The organism is Herbaspirillum sp. CAH-3, from assembly GCF_009668275.1.
Lineage (GTDB): Bacteria > Pseudomonadota > Gammaproteobacteria > Burkholderiales > Burkholderiaceae_D > Herbaspirillum > Herbaspirillum aquaticum.
The window spans coordinates 59,849-75,374 of sequence record NZ_VSWE01000022.1; the positions used below are offsets into that span (position 1 = coordinate 59,849).

Below are 15,526 nucleotides of genomic sequence, written 5' to 3' on the forward strand. Positions count from 1 at the left end.
TCATCTTATTCGATTTCAGCTTGGAACGCGATATGGTGAATTTTCGGTAAATCAAACACCGCGCAGAAAGCCTCAGGCGTCTTTTCCCAGCGTGATGATGTGAATTACCGTGCGATAAAGGAGGAAGGCGGCACCATACGCGGCGCGCTTGTACCAGGGCACGTGCAGGAAGTCCGACAGGTGCACCACCCTGCCCCCGGCCGCACCGGCCTCGATCTCCTGGCGCAGGTAAGCGGCGAAGGCCGGATCCTGGACCACCACGTTGGCTTCCTGGTTGACGAACAGCGAGAGCCCGTCATAGTTGCTCGATCCCACCGTCGCCCATTTGTCGTCCACCACGGCTACCTTGGCATGCAGCTCGGTATGGGTGTATTCCACGATGCGCACCCCCGCGCGCAGTAGCTTCGGATAGAAGGAATGCGCCACCGCATCCTGCATCACGAACTGCCCTACCCCCAAGAGCAGGGTCACCTTCACCCCGCGCATGGCGGCCTCTTCCAGCGCGCGGCGCATCTTGCGGCCCGGCGCGAAATACGGATTGGCGAGGAAGGCGCTCTCGCGGGCACGCCCCAGCGCCTGCAGGTAGGCGCGCTGGATGGTGCGCCGGTTGCGGAAATTGTCGCGCACCACCAGCGCGGCCTGGGTCTGGTCATGCACCGGGCCCGGATGGCCATGGCGCAGGTGCTTGAAGTTGCGCCAGCGCGCCTTCAGTTTCATACGCCCCACACGCAGCCATTGCGCCTGGACTTCACGATAGATGTCCTGCACCAGCGGCCCCACCACGCTCACGGCGAAATCCCAACGCGGTGCGGGCAAGGGCATGGCATGGTCGCGGTCGGAGACCATGTCGTCATTGATGTTGAGCCCACCGACGAAGGCCACCTGGCGATCCACCACGCACAGCTTGCGATGGCTGCGCGCCACGCCGCGCCGGAACCAGGGATTGAAGGAGCGGTGCTGCACCCCGGCCGCCGTCAGTGCGAGGCGCAATTTGTTAGTATTTTCACGGCCCGTGCCCAGCCAGTCATTGATGACATAGACTACAACCCCGCGTGCAGCGGCCTTTTGCAGGGCTTCGCAGACCAGCATTCCCGTCTCATCGAGGGAAAAAATATAAGTTTCCAGATAGATCTCGACCCGCGCCGCATCAATCGCACTGATCAGTGCGGGATAGAAACCCGCACCACTGTGCAGCAGCGCAATCTGGTTGCCGTCGGTAAAGGCGAGGTGGCGCAAGATCAGGCCAGCTGCAGTTCGGTGACGATGGGCGCATGGTCCGACAGGCGCGCCCAAGGGCCATCCTTCAGGACCTCCGCCGTTTCCACGCGGAAACCGCGCACGTAGATGCGATCCAGGCGCAGCCACGGCATCATGGCCGGGAAGGTCCGCGCCGGGCGGATCGGCGCCGACAGGCCACCCAACCGGCGCAAGCCCTGCATCACGCCACGCGCAGTGGGTTGCGGCTGGTCGAAGACTTCGGTCACACCCAGGTTCTGGTACAGGGTGCGGCTGAGCTGGTTGGTCCAGTCATTGAAATCGCCGGCGATCAGCAGGGGCGCATCGGGCGGCGAGGACGTGCTCACCGCTTGAATGAGCGCATCGATCTGGCGCCGACGGCCCCCGGCGAACAAGCCCAGGTGGATCACGTAGCAATGCACCTCCACCCCTTCGATGGGCACCACGCAATGCAGGATGCCGCGCGACTCGTAGGCATGGTCGGAGACATCCTGGTTGCGGATGGACGCGATTTCAAAGCGCGAGATGAGGGCATTGCCATGATGCCCGTGGTCATACACGGCATTCATGCCGTAGGCCGCGTGATGAGTATCACCGGCAAGATATTCATGCTGGCCCTGCTGCGGCCAGTTGGAGGCGTGGCGCAGGGCGTTGAGGTCATGGCGGCCCTGCACTTCCTGCAGGAACAGGATGTCCGGATCCAGTTGCGCCAGCGCCTGCTTCAGCGCCAGGATGCGCGGGCGGCCGGCAAAGGAGGTCACGCCCTTGTGGATGTTGTATGTGGCAACACGCAGCTTCATCGATGCAACCTTTCTCTTGTTCTTGTCCGGTGCCGGTCGCGCCTGGCGCTGGCTAGGAGGCCAGGTAGCGCGGCAACTGCAGGATCGCCTCGGCATTGGAGGGCGAGAAACAGCGGTCGGCCGCTTCGCGATACGGCAGCCAGACATGGCGGGTGTGCTCGCGCGGGGCCAGCGTCACCGGGATGTCGCGCGGCACCAGCAGGCCAAAGACGTGTTCGGTATTCCTGGTCACGCCCGGCGCGTAGCGGTGCCGCCAGACCGGATAGATGTCATAGACATTGGAAAGTTGCCAGTCGCGCAGATGCGCGCGCGGCACGCGGTTTCCGCCATCGTGGGCCGAGTCTACGCCGAGATCGGCCACCACGATGCCGGTTTCTTCCTCCACTTCGCGTCGGGCGGTCTCCGACAAGGGCTCATCGAGGGCGTCCCTGGAGCCGGTCACCGATTGCCAGAAGCCGGGCTGGTCGGCGCGTTCGATCAACAACACGTATTGATCGGGGCTGTGGATCACCACCAGCACCGATTCGGGAATCTTGTAGGGCTTGGCTTGCGTCATGGCCTGTCCGTGATGCGGGAAAGGCTCCATTGTATCGGGACGGCAGCGTTTCAGAGCAGCGAGGCTTCGCTCTCGGCCACCAGCCAGCTGCGGAAGGCCCGTGCCGCAGCGTGCTCGATGCGGTCGCGCGGCCACACCGCGTAATAGCCGCCGCCCAGGCTGGCGTTGGCTTCACAGGCGCGCACCAGCAGTCCTTGTTGCATGCAGGCGTCGATCATGTGACGCCAGGCCAGCACGATGCCCTGCCCTTCCATGGCCAGTTGCAGCAGCACCGGATATTGGTTGGACAGGATCTGCTGTTCGATGCGCACGTCGTCCACGCCGTTGTGCGCCAGCCAGTTCTGCCAGGACATCCACTGCCGCTGCCCGTCTTCCAGCATCAGCAGGGTCTCCTGGGGCAACGCGGCGGGTGCCAGCGTGCGGCCCTTCAGATAGGCCGGGGAGCAGACCGGGAACACTTCCTCGTCATACAGGCGGCGCACCGCCAGCCCCGAGGGCGGGCCATCGCGCAGGAAGTAGATGCCCATGTCGAAATCGGTTTCGGACAGCTGGGCCAGGCTGTCATTGACGACCAGGCGCAGGTGGCAATCCGGGTGCAGGGCGCGAAAGCGCGCCAGGCGTGGCGTCAGCCACAGCACCGCCACACCTTGCGAACAGGCTACCGTCAGTTCTTGGTGGCCCTTGCGCTTCATGATGTCTTCGGTGGCTTCGGCGCAATCGACCAGCAGGCGCTGCACCAGTGCCGCGTAACGCTGGCCGCTGACCGTCAGGCGCAGTGCGCGCGGCTCGCGCAGGAACAGCTTCTTGCCGAGAAAGCGCTCCAGCTGGGCAATCTGGCGGCTGATGGCGCTCTGCGTGAGATGCAGTTCAGCCGCCGCGCGGGTGAAGCTGCCATGGCGCATGGCCGCCTCGAAGGCGATCAGCGAAGGTAAAGGGGGAAGTGGCGATATACGCATGGTCGGCGCTCCGGCTCGAAAGGTCTCATCCAGGTCGAGATGGTAGAGCGAAAAGCATGCCCACCGCAGCTTTCCGATGGTGTACGGAAAGCGGCGACGGTAAATGCGCAGTGCCGGCGATCAGCGGCTGCGGTGGATGTGCCCGGATTGCATGACCAGCGACAGGTGTTCACCCTGGCCGGTCAGTAGCGTGATGTCCTGCAGCGGATTTCCATCGACCACGATCAGGTCGGCCAGCGCACCGGCGCGCACGGTGCCCAGTTCGCCGTCGCGCTGCAGGATCGCGGCGGCGATCGAAGTGGCCGAGCGGATGGTTTCCAGGTTGCCGAGGATCTCGGCACGGATCAGGAATTCAGTCGATTGATCCTGATGCATCTCGCCCAGCAGGTCGGAGCCGAAGCCCATCTGCACGCCGTGTTCGGCATAGATGCGCAGCGAGTCACGGCCGGCCTGGCGCACCGATTCGATCTTGGCCACCGAATCGGGCGGCAGGCCCAGGCGCGCACCGTCGCGGGCCAGGGAATCGTAGGTGACCAGGGTGGGCACCACGAAGGCACCATGCTCGCGCATCACGCGTGCGGCCTCGGCATCGACCAGGTTGCCGTGCTCGATGGTGCGCACGCCGCAGCGCACGGCGCGGGCGATGGCGCGGCCGGTGTAGGCATGCGCCATCACGTAGGTCTGCGCGGCCTCGGCTTCGGCCACGATGGCGCGGATTTCATCTTCGCTGTATTGGGTATTGCCGATGGGGTCGGTCGGCGAAGCAACGCCGCCCGAGGCCATGATCTTGATCTGGGTTGCGCCCTTCTGCAATTCCTCGCGGGCAGCCAGCCGCACGGCATCCACACCATCGGCCACGCGCGCAATGGCACCGGCACGGAAGGCGCAGGAGCAGGGCTCCAGCACATCGGAACGCGGCCGGAAATCGCCATGGCCGCCGGTCTGCGACAGCGCCTTGCCCGAGGGGAAGATGCGCGGGCCCGGTACCAGGCCGATGGCGATGGCTTGCGCCAGGCCCCAGTCGGCACCACCGGCATCCCGCACGCTGGTGAAGCCGCGATTCAACATGGCTTCGACGATGGGCAAGGCGCGGATCGAAGTCAGCGAGCCGGGTTGCAAGGCATTGAGGCCCAGGTTGGCCAGCGAGGCCAGCACGTGCACGTGGCAATCGATCAGGCCGGGCATGACGGTCTTGCCGGTGACGTCGATCACGCGTGCGCCGCTCACTTCAAGAGGCGTGGCGGAGACATCGATGATGCGGTCTTTTTCGATCAGGACATCATGGCGCGGGAACAGGCTGCCCAGTGCCGGGTCGAGGACGTTGCCGCCCTTCAGGAGAATCTTGGTCATGGCGAATTTCAATGTTGTTGCAGGTACTGCGGCTCACGCACGAAGCGGGTGCCGACGAAGCTGATGGCAGCGGCGATCATCACGTAGAAGGCCGGGGCCATGTTGTTGCCGGTGGCAGCGATCAGCCAGGTGATGAAGAAGGAAGCAAAGCCGCCGAAGATGGTCACGGCCAGGTTGTAGGCCACCGACAGGCCGGTGGAAAGCACCTTGGCCGGGAACAGTTCGGAGAAAGCCGCCAGGATGGGGCCGGTGTAGGCCGCGATCAGGGTGCCGAAGACCAGCTGGAAGACCAGCAGGGTGGTCAGGCTGGGCGCGCTGTTGATCCAGGCGAACATGGGATAGGCCAGCACCAGGATCAGCGCGGCGGCACCGGAGAGCAGCGGACGGCGTCCGATGCGGTCGGCCAGGCGGCCAACGATGGGGGCCAGCACCATGATGCAGAGTCCACCCACCATGCCGGCGATGAAGCCGGTGGTTTGCGGCAGCTTCAGCACCTTCACCGAGTAGGTCGGCATGTAGAACAGCAGCACATAGGTACAGACCGTCCACAGGATGACCATCGAAAAGCTGGCCGAGGTCTCGCGCGGGAAGTTGCGGATCACTTCCTTCAAGGGCGAATCGGTCTTGTCCTTTTCTTCGAGGAAGGTCGGGGTTTCTTCGAGGTGATTGCGGATGTAGTAACCGACCGGGCCGATGATGATGCCCAGCAGGAAGGGCAGTCGCCAGCCCCAGCTGGCCAGGGCTTCCGGTTCCAGGCTGGTGGTGACGAAGGTGCCGACGGCCGCACCCAGCAGCACGGCCACGCCGATGCTGGCCTGGATCCAGCTGGAGTAATAGGCGCGTTCACGCTCGGGCGCGTATTCGGTCAGGAAGGCGGTGGCACTGCCCATCTCGCCGCCGGCCGAGAAGCCTTGCAGCAGGCGCGCCACGACGATGATGAGCGGGGCGAACAGGCCCACGCTTTCATAGGTCGGTGCCAGGCCGATCATGGTGGTGCCCACCGCCATGAGCAGGATGGTGACCGACAACGCCGCCTTGCGGCCCACGCGGTCAGCGTAGATGCCCAGCAGGATGCCGCCCACCGGACGCATGAAGAAACCGACACCGAAAGTCGCCACTGCCAGCAGCAGGGACGTCAGGTCGTTACCGGTCGGGAAGAACAGCTTGGCGATGATCACCGCGAAGAAACTGTAGACGGTGAAGTCGAACCATTCGAGACCATTGCCGATCACGGTGGCAATGATCGCGCGACGGCGCTGGTGGTTGGTGACCACCGGAATCCCGCCGGCTGGTAATGTCGTTGCTTGCATGCTCTCCCCTCATGTCAGACGTTGATATGCGGCCGATAATAGGGTCAGCGGGAGGCAGGCGGAAATGATATCTGTGCATGCAGCCATGCTCTGTACGCATGCATGCGTAAATGATATGAGGATTTCCCGTATTAATTTTTTATATTGTTTATATCTTTTATGAATCCGCTGCCGCAATGAAAAAAGCGCGTGCATTTCTGCACGCGCTTTTTGTGGCTGCCCTCTTCGATTCATCAACCCCATCGATGAATTGATGAGGAGATGAATGTCGAATCGATGAATGGCTGAATCGATCAGGCCTTCACTGCCGGCTCGGTATTGCGCAGGCGGATGTGCAGCTCGCGCAGCTGCTTCTCGTCCACTTCCGAAGGGGCGTGGGTCAGCAGGCACTGGGCGCGCTGGGTCTTGGGGAAGGCGATCACGTCGCGGATCGATTCGGCACCGGCCATCATGGTGACCAGGCGGTCCAGGCCGAAGGCGATGCCGCCGTGCGGGGGCGCGCCGTATTGCAGGGCGTCCAGCAGGAAGCCGAACTTCAGGCGGGCTTCTTCGTCATCGATCTTCAGGGCGCGGAACACCTTGCTCTGTACGTCGGCGCGGTGGATACGGACCGAGCCGCCGCCCAGTTCCCAGCCGTTCAGGACCATGTCGTAGGCCTTGGCGATGGCCGCACCCGGGTTGGTCGAGATGAAGTCTTCGTGGCCATCCTTGGGCGAGGTGAACGGGTGGTGCAGGGCAACCCAGCGCTGGCCGTCTTCGTCGTATTCGAACATGGGGAAGTCGACCACCCACAGCGGACGCCATGCGTCGTCGAACAGGCCGTTCTTCTTGCCGAATTCGCTGTGGCCGATCTTCACGCGCAGCGCGCCGATGGCGTCGTTGACCACCTTGGCCTTGTCGGCACCGAAGAAGATCAGGTCGCCGTCTTGTGCGCCGGTCTTTTCCAGGATGGCGTTCAGGGCCGCATCGTGGATGTTCTTGACGATGGGCGACTGCAGGCCGTCACGGCCCTTGGCCTTTTCATTGACCTTGATGTAGGCCAGGCCCTTGGCGCCGTAGATGGCGACGAACTGGGTGTAGGCGTCGATTTCCGAACGCGGCATTTCCGCACCGCCCGGCACGCGCAGGCCGACCACGCGGCCGCCTTCGCTGTTGGCAGCGCCCGAGAAGACCTTGAAGTCCACGTCCTTCATGACATCGGTCAGCTCGGTGAATTCGAGCTTGACGCGCATGTCCGGCTTGTCCGAACCATACATGCCCATGGCGGTGGCGAAGTCCATCACCGGGAACGGGTTCGGCAGGTCGATGTCCAGCGCGTTCTTGAAGACCAGGCGGATCATGCCTTCGAACAGGTCACGGATTTCCTGTTCGTTGAGGAAGGAGGTTTCGCAGTCGATCTGGGTGAATTCCGGCTGGCGGTCAGCACGCAGGTCTTCGTCGCGGAAGCACTTGGTGATCTGGTAGTAGCGGTCGAAGTTGGCCACCATCAGCAGCTGCTTGAACAGCTGGGGCGACTGCGGCAGGGCGAAGAATTCACCGGCGTTCACGCGCGAAGGCACCAGGTAGTCGCGGGCGCCTTCCGGGGTGGACTTGGTCAGCATCGGGGTTTCGATGTCGATGAAGCCTTGCGCATCCAGGAACTTGCGCACTTCCATGGCCACCTTGTAGCGCAGGCGCAGGTTGTTCTGCATCTGCGGGCGACGCAGGTCCAGCACGCGGTGGGTCAGGCGGGTGGTTTCGGACAGGCTATCGTCATCGAGCTGGAACGGCGGCGTCACCGACGGGTTCAGCACTTCCAGTTCGTGGCACAGCACTTCGATCTTGCCCGACTTCAGGTTGGCGTTGGTGGTGCCTTCCGGACGGTTGCGCACCAGGCCGGTGATGCGCAGGCAGAACTCGTTGCGCACCGATTCGGCGTTCTTGAAGACATCCGCGCGATCCGGATCGCAGACCACCTGGACCAGGCCTTCGCGGTCGCGCAGGTCGATGAAGATCACGCCGCCGTGATCGCGGCGACGGTGCACCCAGCCGCAGAGGCTGACGGTTTGGCCGAGCAGTGCCTCGGTAGTGAGGCCACAGTATTGGGTTCGCATGGACATGGTTGTGATTCCGTTGACAGTGTTCTTGTTGGATTTCAGAGAAGACGCTAAGGGCGAAGGCGGGGCTGGCCGGGCAGCGGACTGCCGGCCGCCCCCTCAATTCTTCGGCGCCGCCGCGTCGGTGATGATCTTCTTGTCGGTGACCATCTCGGGGGCGACCACGCCCATGGAGACGATGTACTTCAGGGCTGCATCCACCGACATGTCGAGCTCGATGGCATCGGCACGCGGCAGCATCAGGAAGAAACCGGAAGTCGGGTTGGGGGTGGTGGGCACATACACGCTGATGAACTCGCCCTGCAGGTGGTTCTTGACTTCGCCACCGGGCGTGCCGGTCAGGAAGGCGATAGTCCACGAACCCTGGCGCGGGTACTGGATCAGCACGGCCTTGCGGAAGGCGTTGCCGGAGGGCGAGAACAGCGTATCGGAGACCTGCTTGACGCTGGAATAGATCGACTTCACCACCGGAATGCGGGTCAGCAGGCCTTCCCACAGCAGCACCAGGCGGCGGCCGATGAAATTGCGCGCGGCCAGGCCGGTGAGGAAGACGATCAGCAGCGTCAGGATCGCGCCCAGGCCGGGAATGTTGTGGCCCAGCCAATGCGCCGGCCGCCATGCTTCGGGCAGCAGCAGCAGCGACTGGTCCATGGTACTGATGATCAGGTTCAGTACCCACAGCGTGATGGCCAGGGGGACCAGGATCAGCAGACCCGTGATGAAGTATTTGCGCATGGGGGAAAGGAAGACCTCGTTAGCTGGCGCTGGGGGTGGACGGTGCCGCCGCAGGGGCAGCCGCCGCCGGTGCGGGCGCAGCAGCCGGAGCCGCCGTAGCGGCAGCAGGCGCTTCTGCGGCCGCAGCGGGGGCGTCGGCGGACCCGGCGATGCCGGTGCCATTGGCACCCTTGCTGTTGGCCGTGCCACTGCCATTGCCCCGGAAATCGGTCACGTACCAGCCCGAACCCTTCAACTGGAAACCGGCCGCAGTCAACTGCTTGCGGAAACTGTCCTTGTTGCAAGAGGGGCAAACGGTCAACGCATCGTCAGAGATCTTCTGCAAGACATCCTTGGCAAAACCACACGCTTCGCAGCGATACGCGTAAATGGGCATGACTAACTCCGCAAAAAACTTCCAAAACCCTGAATTATAAAGGCTTTTGGCGGAGTTTTAGTGAACCTGCCCGCGCAGGCGATGCGCTGGCGCGACGGCATGCACCGTCGCGCCAGGCAAATTTTGCCATTTTGCAATTTTATTCACTGCCCTCGCCGGGCGGCGCGGGCACCCGGCTCAACTGTCCACCGGGGCGGCGCGGCTGCTGCGCAGCGTGTCAAGGAATTCACGGCACCACCAATGCACGTCGAAGCGGCGGATGTTCTCCATCAGCGCGGCATGGCGCTCGCGCCGTTCGCCCTGCGACATCTGCAGGGCCTGCTGGATGACCTGGGCGGCACCGTGGGTGTCGTAGGGGTTGATGATGAGCGCCTGTTTCATCTGCTCGGCCGCCCCGGCAAAGCGCGACAACACCAGGACGCCCGGATCGTCCGGATCCTGGGAGGCGACGAACTCCTTGGCCACCAGGTTCATGCCGTCCCGCAGGGGCGTCACCAGTGCCACCGCGCAGGCGCGGTACAAACCCGGCAGGCGGCGGCGCGCCACGGTGCGATGGATGTAGCGGATCGGCATCCAGTCGAAGTCGCCGAAGTCGCCGTTGATGGAACCGCACAGGCTTTCCAGCTCGCGCTGGATGTCGCCGTAGGCTTCCACGTCTTCACGGCTGGGCGAGGCGATCTGCAGCAAGGTGGCGCTGTGGCGATTTTCCGGATACAGGCGCAGCAGCTCGCGGAAGGCGCGGATGCGCTGCGGCAGGCCCTTGGAATAATCCAGCCGGTCCACACCGATCAGCAGGCGACGGCGCGAATACTCGGCCTTGGTGCTTTCATAGGTGTCACGCGCTTCCTTGGCCTGGCCCAGGCGCTGGAATTCGGACACGTCGATGCCGATCGGGAAGGCATTGGCATGCACCGTGCGGTTGAAGGCGCGAAACTGGTTGGGTCCGACCGGCTCGGCGGTTGCCTCGGCCTGGACGTACTGGGCGAAGTGCTGCAGGTCGGCGTGGTTCTGGAAGCCCACCAGGTCATAGGCAAACAGTGCGCGCATGAGCCATTCATGCGAAGGGATGGCAGTCAGGATGGGCGGCGGCGGCAGCGGGATGTGCAGGAAGAAGCCGATGCGCGCCTCGCAGCCCATGGCGCGCAGTTCGGCAGCCAGCGGGATGAGGTGGTAATCGTGGATCCAGACGATGTCATCGCGCTTCAACAGCGGAAACAATTTGCGCGCGAAGAGCTGGTTGACCCGGCGATAGCCACCCAGGTGGCCGGCTTCGAAATGCGCCAGGTCCAGTCGATAGTGGAAGACCGGCCACAGCACGCCATTGGCGTAGCCGCGGTAGTAGGCATCATGGTCTTCCTGCGACAGGTCCAGTTCGGCCAGGGTGACCGGCCCGGCCTGGTTGACGCGCAACTCGCCCTCGCCGGGCGTACCGTTCTCGACGACCTTGCCGCTCCAGCCGAACCAGAGTCCGCCGGTCTTCTTGAGGGTTTCGCCCAGGGCAACGGCCAGGCCGCCCGCAGCCGGCTTGCGGGGATCGGCGAGGCGATTGGAAACGACGACGAGTCTGCCCATCAGATCACCGCCTCCCACGAAGCCGACAGGCGCATCGCACAGTTGATGATGCCCACCATCGAATAGGTCTGCGGGAAGTTGCCCCACATCTGGCGCGTGACCGGGTGCGTATCCTCGGACAGCAGGCCCAGGTGGTTGCGCGCATCCAGCATGGCCTGGAAGATCTCGCGCGCCTGCTCCTTGCGGCCGATGCGCGCCAGCGCATCGATGCGCCAGAAGGTGCAGATGTTGAAGGCGGTCTCGGGACGGCCGAAATCATCCGGGGCTTCGTAGCGGCGCATGTAGGGGCCGTCGCAGAGCGATTTCTCCAGCGCTTCCACGGTGGAGATGAAACGCGGATCGGTGGGCGAGATCAGGCCCACTTCCACCATCAGCAGCACGCTGGCGTCGAGGTCGCGTCCGCCGAAGCTTTCGGCATAGGCCTGGCGCTGTTCATTCCAGGCTTCGGTAAGGATGCGGTCGCCGATTTCCTTGGCGCGGTCGCCCCAGTAGCGGGCCCGCTCGGGCAGGTCCACGCGGGCGGCGATCTTGGCCAGGCGGTCGCAGGCGGCCCAGCTCATCAGCGCCGAGGAGGTATGGATGCGCGAGCGGGTACGCAGCTCCCACATGCCGGCATCGGGCTGGTTGTAGACCTCGTAGGCGCGTTCACCCACGGCCTCCAGATGCTGGAAGTGCTCGGCCCCGGCGCGATGGTGCAGGCGCATGTCGTGGAAAGCCTGCGCCGCGCCCAGCACGATGTTGCCGTAGACGTCGTGCTGGAAATGTTCATACGCCTGGTTGCCCACGCGTACCGGCTGGTGGTGCTGGTAGCCTGGCAGGTGATCCAGGATCTGTTCGGGCAGCGCTTCTTCCAGGCCGATACCGTACAGGGGCTGCACGTGGCCGCCGCCGGAACGCACCACCACATTGGTCAGCCAGCGCAGGTAGTCTTCCATGGTGCCCAGCTCGGAGAGGCTGTTGAGGGCCCGCACCACGAAGAAAGCGTCACGCAGCCAGCAATAACGATAGTCCCAGTTGCGCTGGCTGCCCGGTGCTTCGGGCACGCTGGTGGTCATGGCGGCGATGATCGCGCCCGTATCTTCATAGACCGACAATTTGAGCGTGATGGCGGCGCGGATGACGGCATCCTGCCATTCCAGCGGTGTGGCCAGGGCGCGGCTCCAGTTGCGCCAATAGGCGGTGGTTTCCTGCTCGAAATCGCGGGCGGTATCGTTGATGCCGCCATGCAGGGTTTCGTCCGGGCCGAGGATGAAGTTGTAGGGGCGGCTGACCACGAAGGCGGTCTCGTCGACGATGTAGCTGATGGGCGCATCGGTATTGAGGCGCAGGGTCTGCTCCTGGCCGACATAGCGGATATGGTTGCTGCCGCGCGTCTGCGGCGGCACTTCGCGGCCCCAGTCGAATTTGGGACGCAGCACCACGCGCATGCGCGGCGCACCCGAGAGCGGATGGATGCGGCGCACCAGCTGCAGCGGACGGAAGAAGCGGCCGCGGCTCTGGAAGCGCGGCGCCAGGTCGGTGATCTCGATGCCCTGGCCCAGCGTGTCGTACAGGCGGGTGCGCAGCACGGCGGTATTGGGTTCATACCACTGCTCGCTATGGGAAAAGTTCTCCAGCTGGAAAGCCCACAGCGCGCCGTTGTCGGTGGGATCGAGCAGCGCATTGAAGACCGGATCGCCATCAAAGCGCGGCAGGCAGCACCAGACGATGCGGCCCATCTTGTCCACCAGCGCCGAGAAGGCGCAATTGCCGATCACGCCCAGCTCCAGCGAGGAGGTCGAGGGCATGTCGTGCGCCTGGGCGGCCAGGTGCGGTTGCTCGGTATGCTGCGTCTGGGAATGCGGCTGCGGTTGCGCTTCTTGCTGCGGATCGGGGCTGGGCTGGCTCATGGTTCCTCGTGCTCTGTTCTGTGGGTCAGATTTCTTGATGGAAGGCGATGTGCTGCGGGCCGGCAAAGATGCCGGCAAAACGGCTATGCGGAGGTGCTGCGCACCTCCACGCTCTGGCGCAGCAGGGCCAATACGGCGGCCGGATCAGCCAGCCGCTGCAGGGCCTGGCTGGGGCCGGCACCGATCTTGATGCCGAGTCCGCCGAAGACTTCACCCTGGGCGATGGCAAACCCGGCTTCGTCGGTGACGTCGTCGCCGATGAAGACCGGGCGGCGGCCGCGAAACGGCGCTTCATGCAGGAAAGCGGCGACGGCGTCGCCCTTGTTGATGTGCGGCTTGGCTTCCACCACCATCTTGCCGTGCAGCAGGGTGAAGCCGGGCTCGTGGCGCAGCGCGTCCATCATGGTCTCCACGCAGCGCTGTTCCAGGTGGGCGGCATGGCGGTAATGCAGCGCCAGCGCGCCGCGCTTGAGTTCCAGCTGCAGGCCGGGATGCGACTCCACCAGCGGCAGCAGGCGCTCGCGCAGGTGATGCACGTCCGGCACCGGCTGCTGCAGGATGCGGCCATCGGCCGTGCGGCGCTCGGCGCCATGCACACCGGCGGCCGGCAGGCGCAGCGGGGCCAGGAAGAAGTCCAGCTGATCCAGGGGGCGGCCGCTGACAATGGCCAGCGCGCCGTTGGACTCTTGCTGGATGCGCTGGAGCAGCGTGATCAGCTCCGGCGGCACCACGATCTCTTCAGGCTGGGGCGCCAGGTCGACCAGGGTGCCATCGAAGTCCAGAAACAATGCATCCGCAGACACATCGTAGGGGCGAGTGTGCTCAGTCATGCCATTTCAGGTTGATGGAAAGCAAATAAGTTCCGGCTTGATCTCGAATTATTGTCAATTAAATATCGAATAATGTCGAAAACCCGGGCGTTGGAATTGCTTTGACAGCACTTGGCCCAGCAGTTCTGATGACTTCCCCAAAAAGACAAAACGGCCGCGCGGCGAGGCCGGGCGACCGTTTCAATCAGGCAAGCGGGATCAGGACTGGACGCTGCCCTCGGCGGGCACCGCCACCATGGGCGGCACCGGGGCCAGCACCTGGGGCATGAGCGAACCGACCACCATGCCGCCGATGGAGAACAGCAGGCCGGCCAGCTGCGGCGGCCACAGGCCGTCGGGGGCGGCGTATTCCAGGGTGATCCAGGAAACCAGGCCGAGCACCATGGCCATCAGTGCGCCCTGGCGCGTGGCGCGCTGCCAGTAGACGCCGAAGGCCAGCGGCACGAAGGCAGCCACCAGGGTCACCTTGTAGGCGTTCTCGACCATTTCATAGATGCTGGACTGGCTGTTCAGGGCCAGCGTGGTCACGCCCACCGTGAAGAGCAGCACCACCGCACGCATGGAGAAGAGGAATTCACGGTCACTCTTCCAGGGGCGAATTTCCCTGAGCACGTTCTCGGTAAAGGTCACCGAAGGTGCCAGCAAGGTCGCGCTGGCGCAGCTCTTGATGGCCGACAGCAAGGCGCCGAAGAACATCACCTGGGCAAAGACGGGCATCTTTTCCATGATGAGGGTCGGCAGCACCAGCTGGGAATCGGTTTCCAGCAGGCGCGAGACCATGGCCGGGTCGATGAGCGTGGCCGAATAGGCCAGGAAGATGGGGATGAAGACGAAGAAGAAATAGATCACGCCACCCAGCACCGAGGCGTTGCGCGCCACTTTTTCATTCTTGGAGGACATGACGCGCTGGAACACGTCCTGTTGCGGGATCGAGCCCAGCATCATGGTGATCCAGGCGGCAAAGAACCACAGTACGTCTTTCAGTTCAGCGGCCGGCCAGAAGTTGAACTTGCCGGCCTCCGCGGCATGCGCAATGACTACGCCCGGACCGCCGACCATGCCGGAAACTTCATATCCGATATACAGCATGCCGACCACCACGATGATCATCTGCAGGAAGTCGGTGATGGCCACGGCCCACATGCCGCCCATCAGCGTATAGACCAGCACGCTGCCGGCGCCGATGATCATGCCCCAGTGCATGGGAATGTAGCCGCCCGAGACGACGTTGAAGACCAGGCCCAGCGCCTTGATCTGCGCGGCCACCCAGCCCAGGTAGGAAATGACGATGCAGATCGTCACCAGCATTTCGGCGGCACGGCCGAAGCGCTTCTTGTAATAGTCGCCGATGGTCAGCAGGTTCATGCGATAGAGCTTCTTGGCGAAGAACACGCCGACCAGGATCAGGCACAGGGAAGAACCGAAAGGATCGGCCACGATGCCGCCCAGGCCTTCCTTGAGGAAGGTCGAGGACACGCCCAGCACAGCCTCCGAACCGAACCAGGTCGCAAAGACGGTCGCGGTCACCACCGACATCGGCAGCGAGCGGCCGGCGACGGCATAGTCCTTCGAACTCTTCACATAGCGGGTGGCATACAGGCCGATTCCGACCGAGATGACCCAGTAGAGGACGACGAACCAGAGCAGTGCATTCATGCCTTTTTCCTTGCAGGGGGGGTAAGAAAAACGCGCATTATAGCGGCAACTTCCTCGCGCAAAGCCGCTTGCGGCAAGACTTTTCATCTGTCGCCCCGGGACCACAACCGGGCTGGGCAATGCGCGCGGATCGCCCGCAAGGCAAGCAAGAATTGCTCCCGCCT

At 63.8% G+C, this 15,526-nt stretch carries 13 protein-coding genes; all 13 read right to left on the reverse strand.

Annotated elements, in window-relative coordinates; genetic code table 11:
- Positions 1-72 precede the first annotated feature (72 nt).
- The 13 genes from FYB76_RS23610 to FYB76_RS23670 all read right to left on the reverse strand — a co-directional run bounded on the left by FYB76_RS23610 (position 73) and on the right by FYB76_RS23670 (position 15,362).
- The gene (locus FYB76_RS23610) at positions 73-1,236 is read right to left on the reverse strand and encodes a phosphatidylserine/phosphatidylglycerophosphate/cardiolipin synthase family protein (protein ID WP_154135257.1); all 1,164 of its coding nucleotides are present in this window, start codon (positions 1,234-1,236) and stop codon (positions 73-75) included.
- Positions 1,237-1,238: 2 nt separating this feature from the next.
- A complete protein-coding gene (locus tag FYB76_RS23615) occupies positions 1,239-2,036 on the reverse strand; it encodes an endonuclease/exonuclease/phosphatase family protein (RefSeq protein ID WP_154135258.1) in 798 nt (265 codons plus the stop codon).
- A 52-nt stretch (positions 2,037-2,088) separates the two neighbouring features.
- The gene (gene nudB, locus FYB76_RS23620) at positions 2,089-2,592 is read right to left on the reverse strand and encodes a dihydroneopterin triphosphate diphosphatase (RefSeq protein ID WP_088755779.1); all 504 of its coding nucleotides are present in this window, start codon (positions 2,590-2,592) and stop codon (positions 2,089-2,091) included.
- Between the two features lie 50 nt (positions 2,593-2,642).
- Positions 2,643-3,548 carry a LysR substrate-binding domain-containing protein gene (locus FYB76_RS23625; RefSeq protein ID WP_154135259.1) on the reverse strand — a complete coding sequence of 302 codons (906 nt, stop codon included), beginning with the start codon at positions 3,546-3,548 and terminating at the stop codon, positions 2,643-2,645.
- Between the two features lie 120 nt (positions 3,549-3,668).
- Positions 3,669-4,898 (reverse strand): amidohydrolase family protein, encoded by a 1,230-nt coding sequence (locus FYB76_RS23630; protein WP_088755777.1) that lies wholly within the window; start codon positions 4,896-4,898, stop codon positions 3,669-3,671.
- 8 nt (positions 4,899-4,906) lie between these two features.
- Positions 4,907-6,208, reverse strand: coding sequence for an MFS transporter (locus tag FYB76_RS23635; protein ID WP_088755776.1), 1,302 nt, complete (start codon positions 6,206-6,208; stop codon positions 4,907-4,909).
- Between the two features lie 293 nt (positions 6,209-6,501).
- On the reverse strand, positions 6,502-8,307 hold the full coding sequence (gene aspS, locus FYB76_RS23640; protein WP_017451842.1) for an aspartate--tRNA ligase: 1,806 nt from the start codon (positions 8,305-8,307) through the stop codon (positions 6,502-6,504).
- 96 nt (positions 8,308-8,403) lie between these two features.
- On the reverse strand, positions 8,404-9,039 hold the full coding sequence (locus FYB76_RS23645) for a DUF502 domain-containing protein (RefSeq protein ID WP_088755775.1): 636 nt from the start codon (positions 9,037-9,039) through the stop codon (positions 8,404-8,406).
- A gap of 19 nt (positions 9,040-9,058) precedes the next feature.
- Complete coding sequence (locus FYB76_RS23650) at positions 9,059-9,415, reverse strand: FmdB family zinc ribbon protein (protein ID WP_154135261.1); 357 nt, start codon at positions 9,413-9,415, stop codon at positions 9,059-9,061.
- 177 nt (positions 9,416-9,592) lie between these two features.
- A complete protein-coding gene (otsA, locus tag FYB76_RS23655; protein ID WP_154135262.1) occupies positions 9,593-10,987 on the reverse strand; it encodes an alpha,alpha-trehalose-phosphate synthase (UDP-forming) in 1,395 nt (464 codons plus the stop codon).
- Entirely contained in the window at positions 10,987-12,876 is a 1,890-nt protein-coding gene (locus tag FYB76_RS23660; protein ID WP_088755772.1) for a glycoside hydrolase family 15 protein, read from the reverse strand. The genes otsA and FYB76_RS23660 overlap by 1 nt, the downstream gene beginning before the upstream one ends.
- A gap of 83 nt (positions 12,877-12,959) precedes the next feature.
- On the reverse strand, positions 12,960-13,706 hold the full coding sequence (otsB, locus tag FYB76_RS23665; RefSeq protein ID WP_154135264.1) for a trehalose-phosphatase: 747 nt from the start codon (positions 13,704-13,706) through the stop codon (positions 12,960-12,962).
- A 198-nt stretch (positions 13,707-13,904) separates the two neighbouring features.
- Entirely contained in the window at positions 13,905-15,362 is a 1,458-nt protein-coding gene (locus FYB76_RS23670; protein ID WP_154135266.1) for a sodium:solute symporter family protein, read from the reverse strand.
- Between the last annotated feature and the right edge of the window lie 164 nt (positions 15,363-15,526).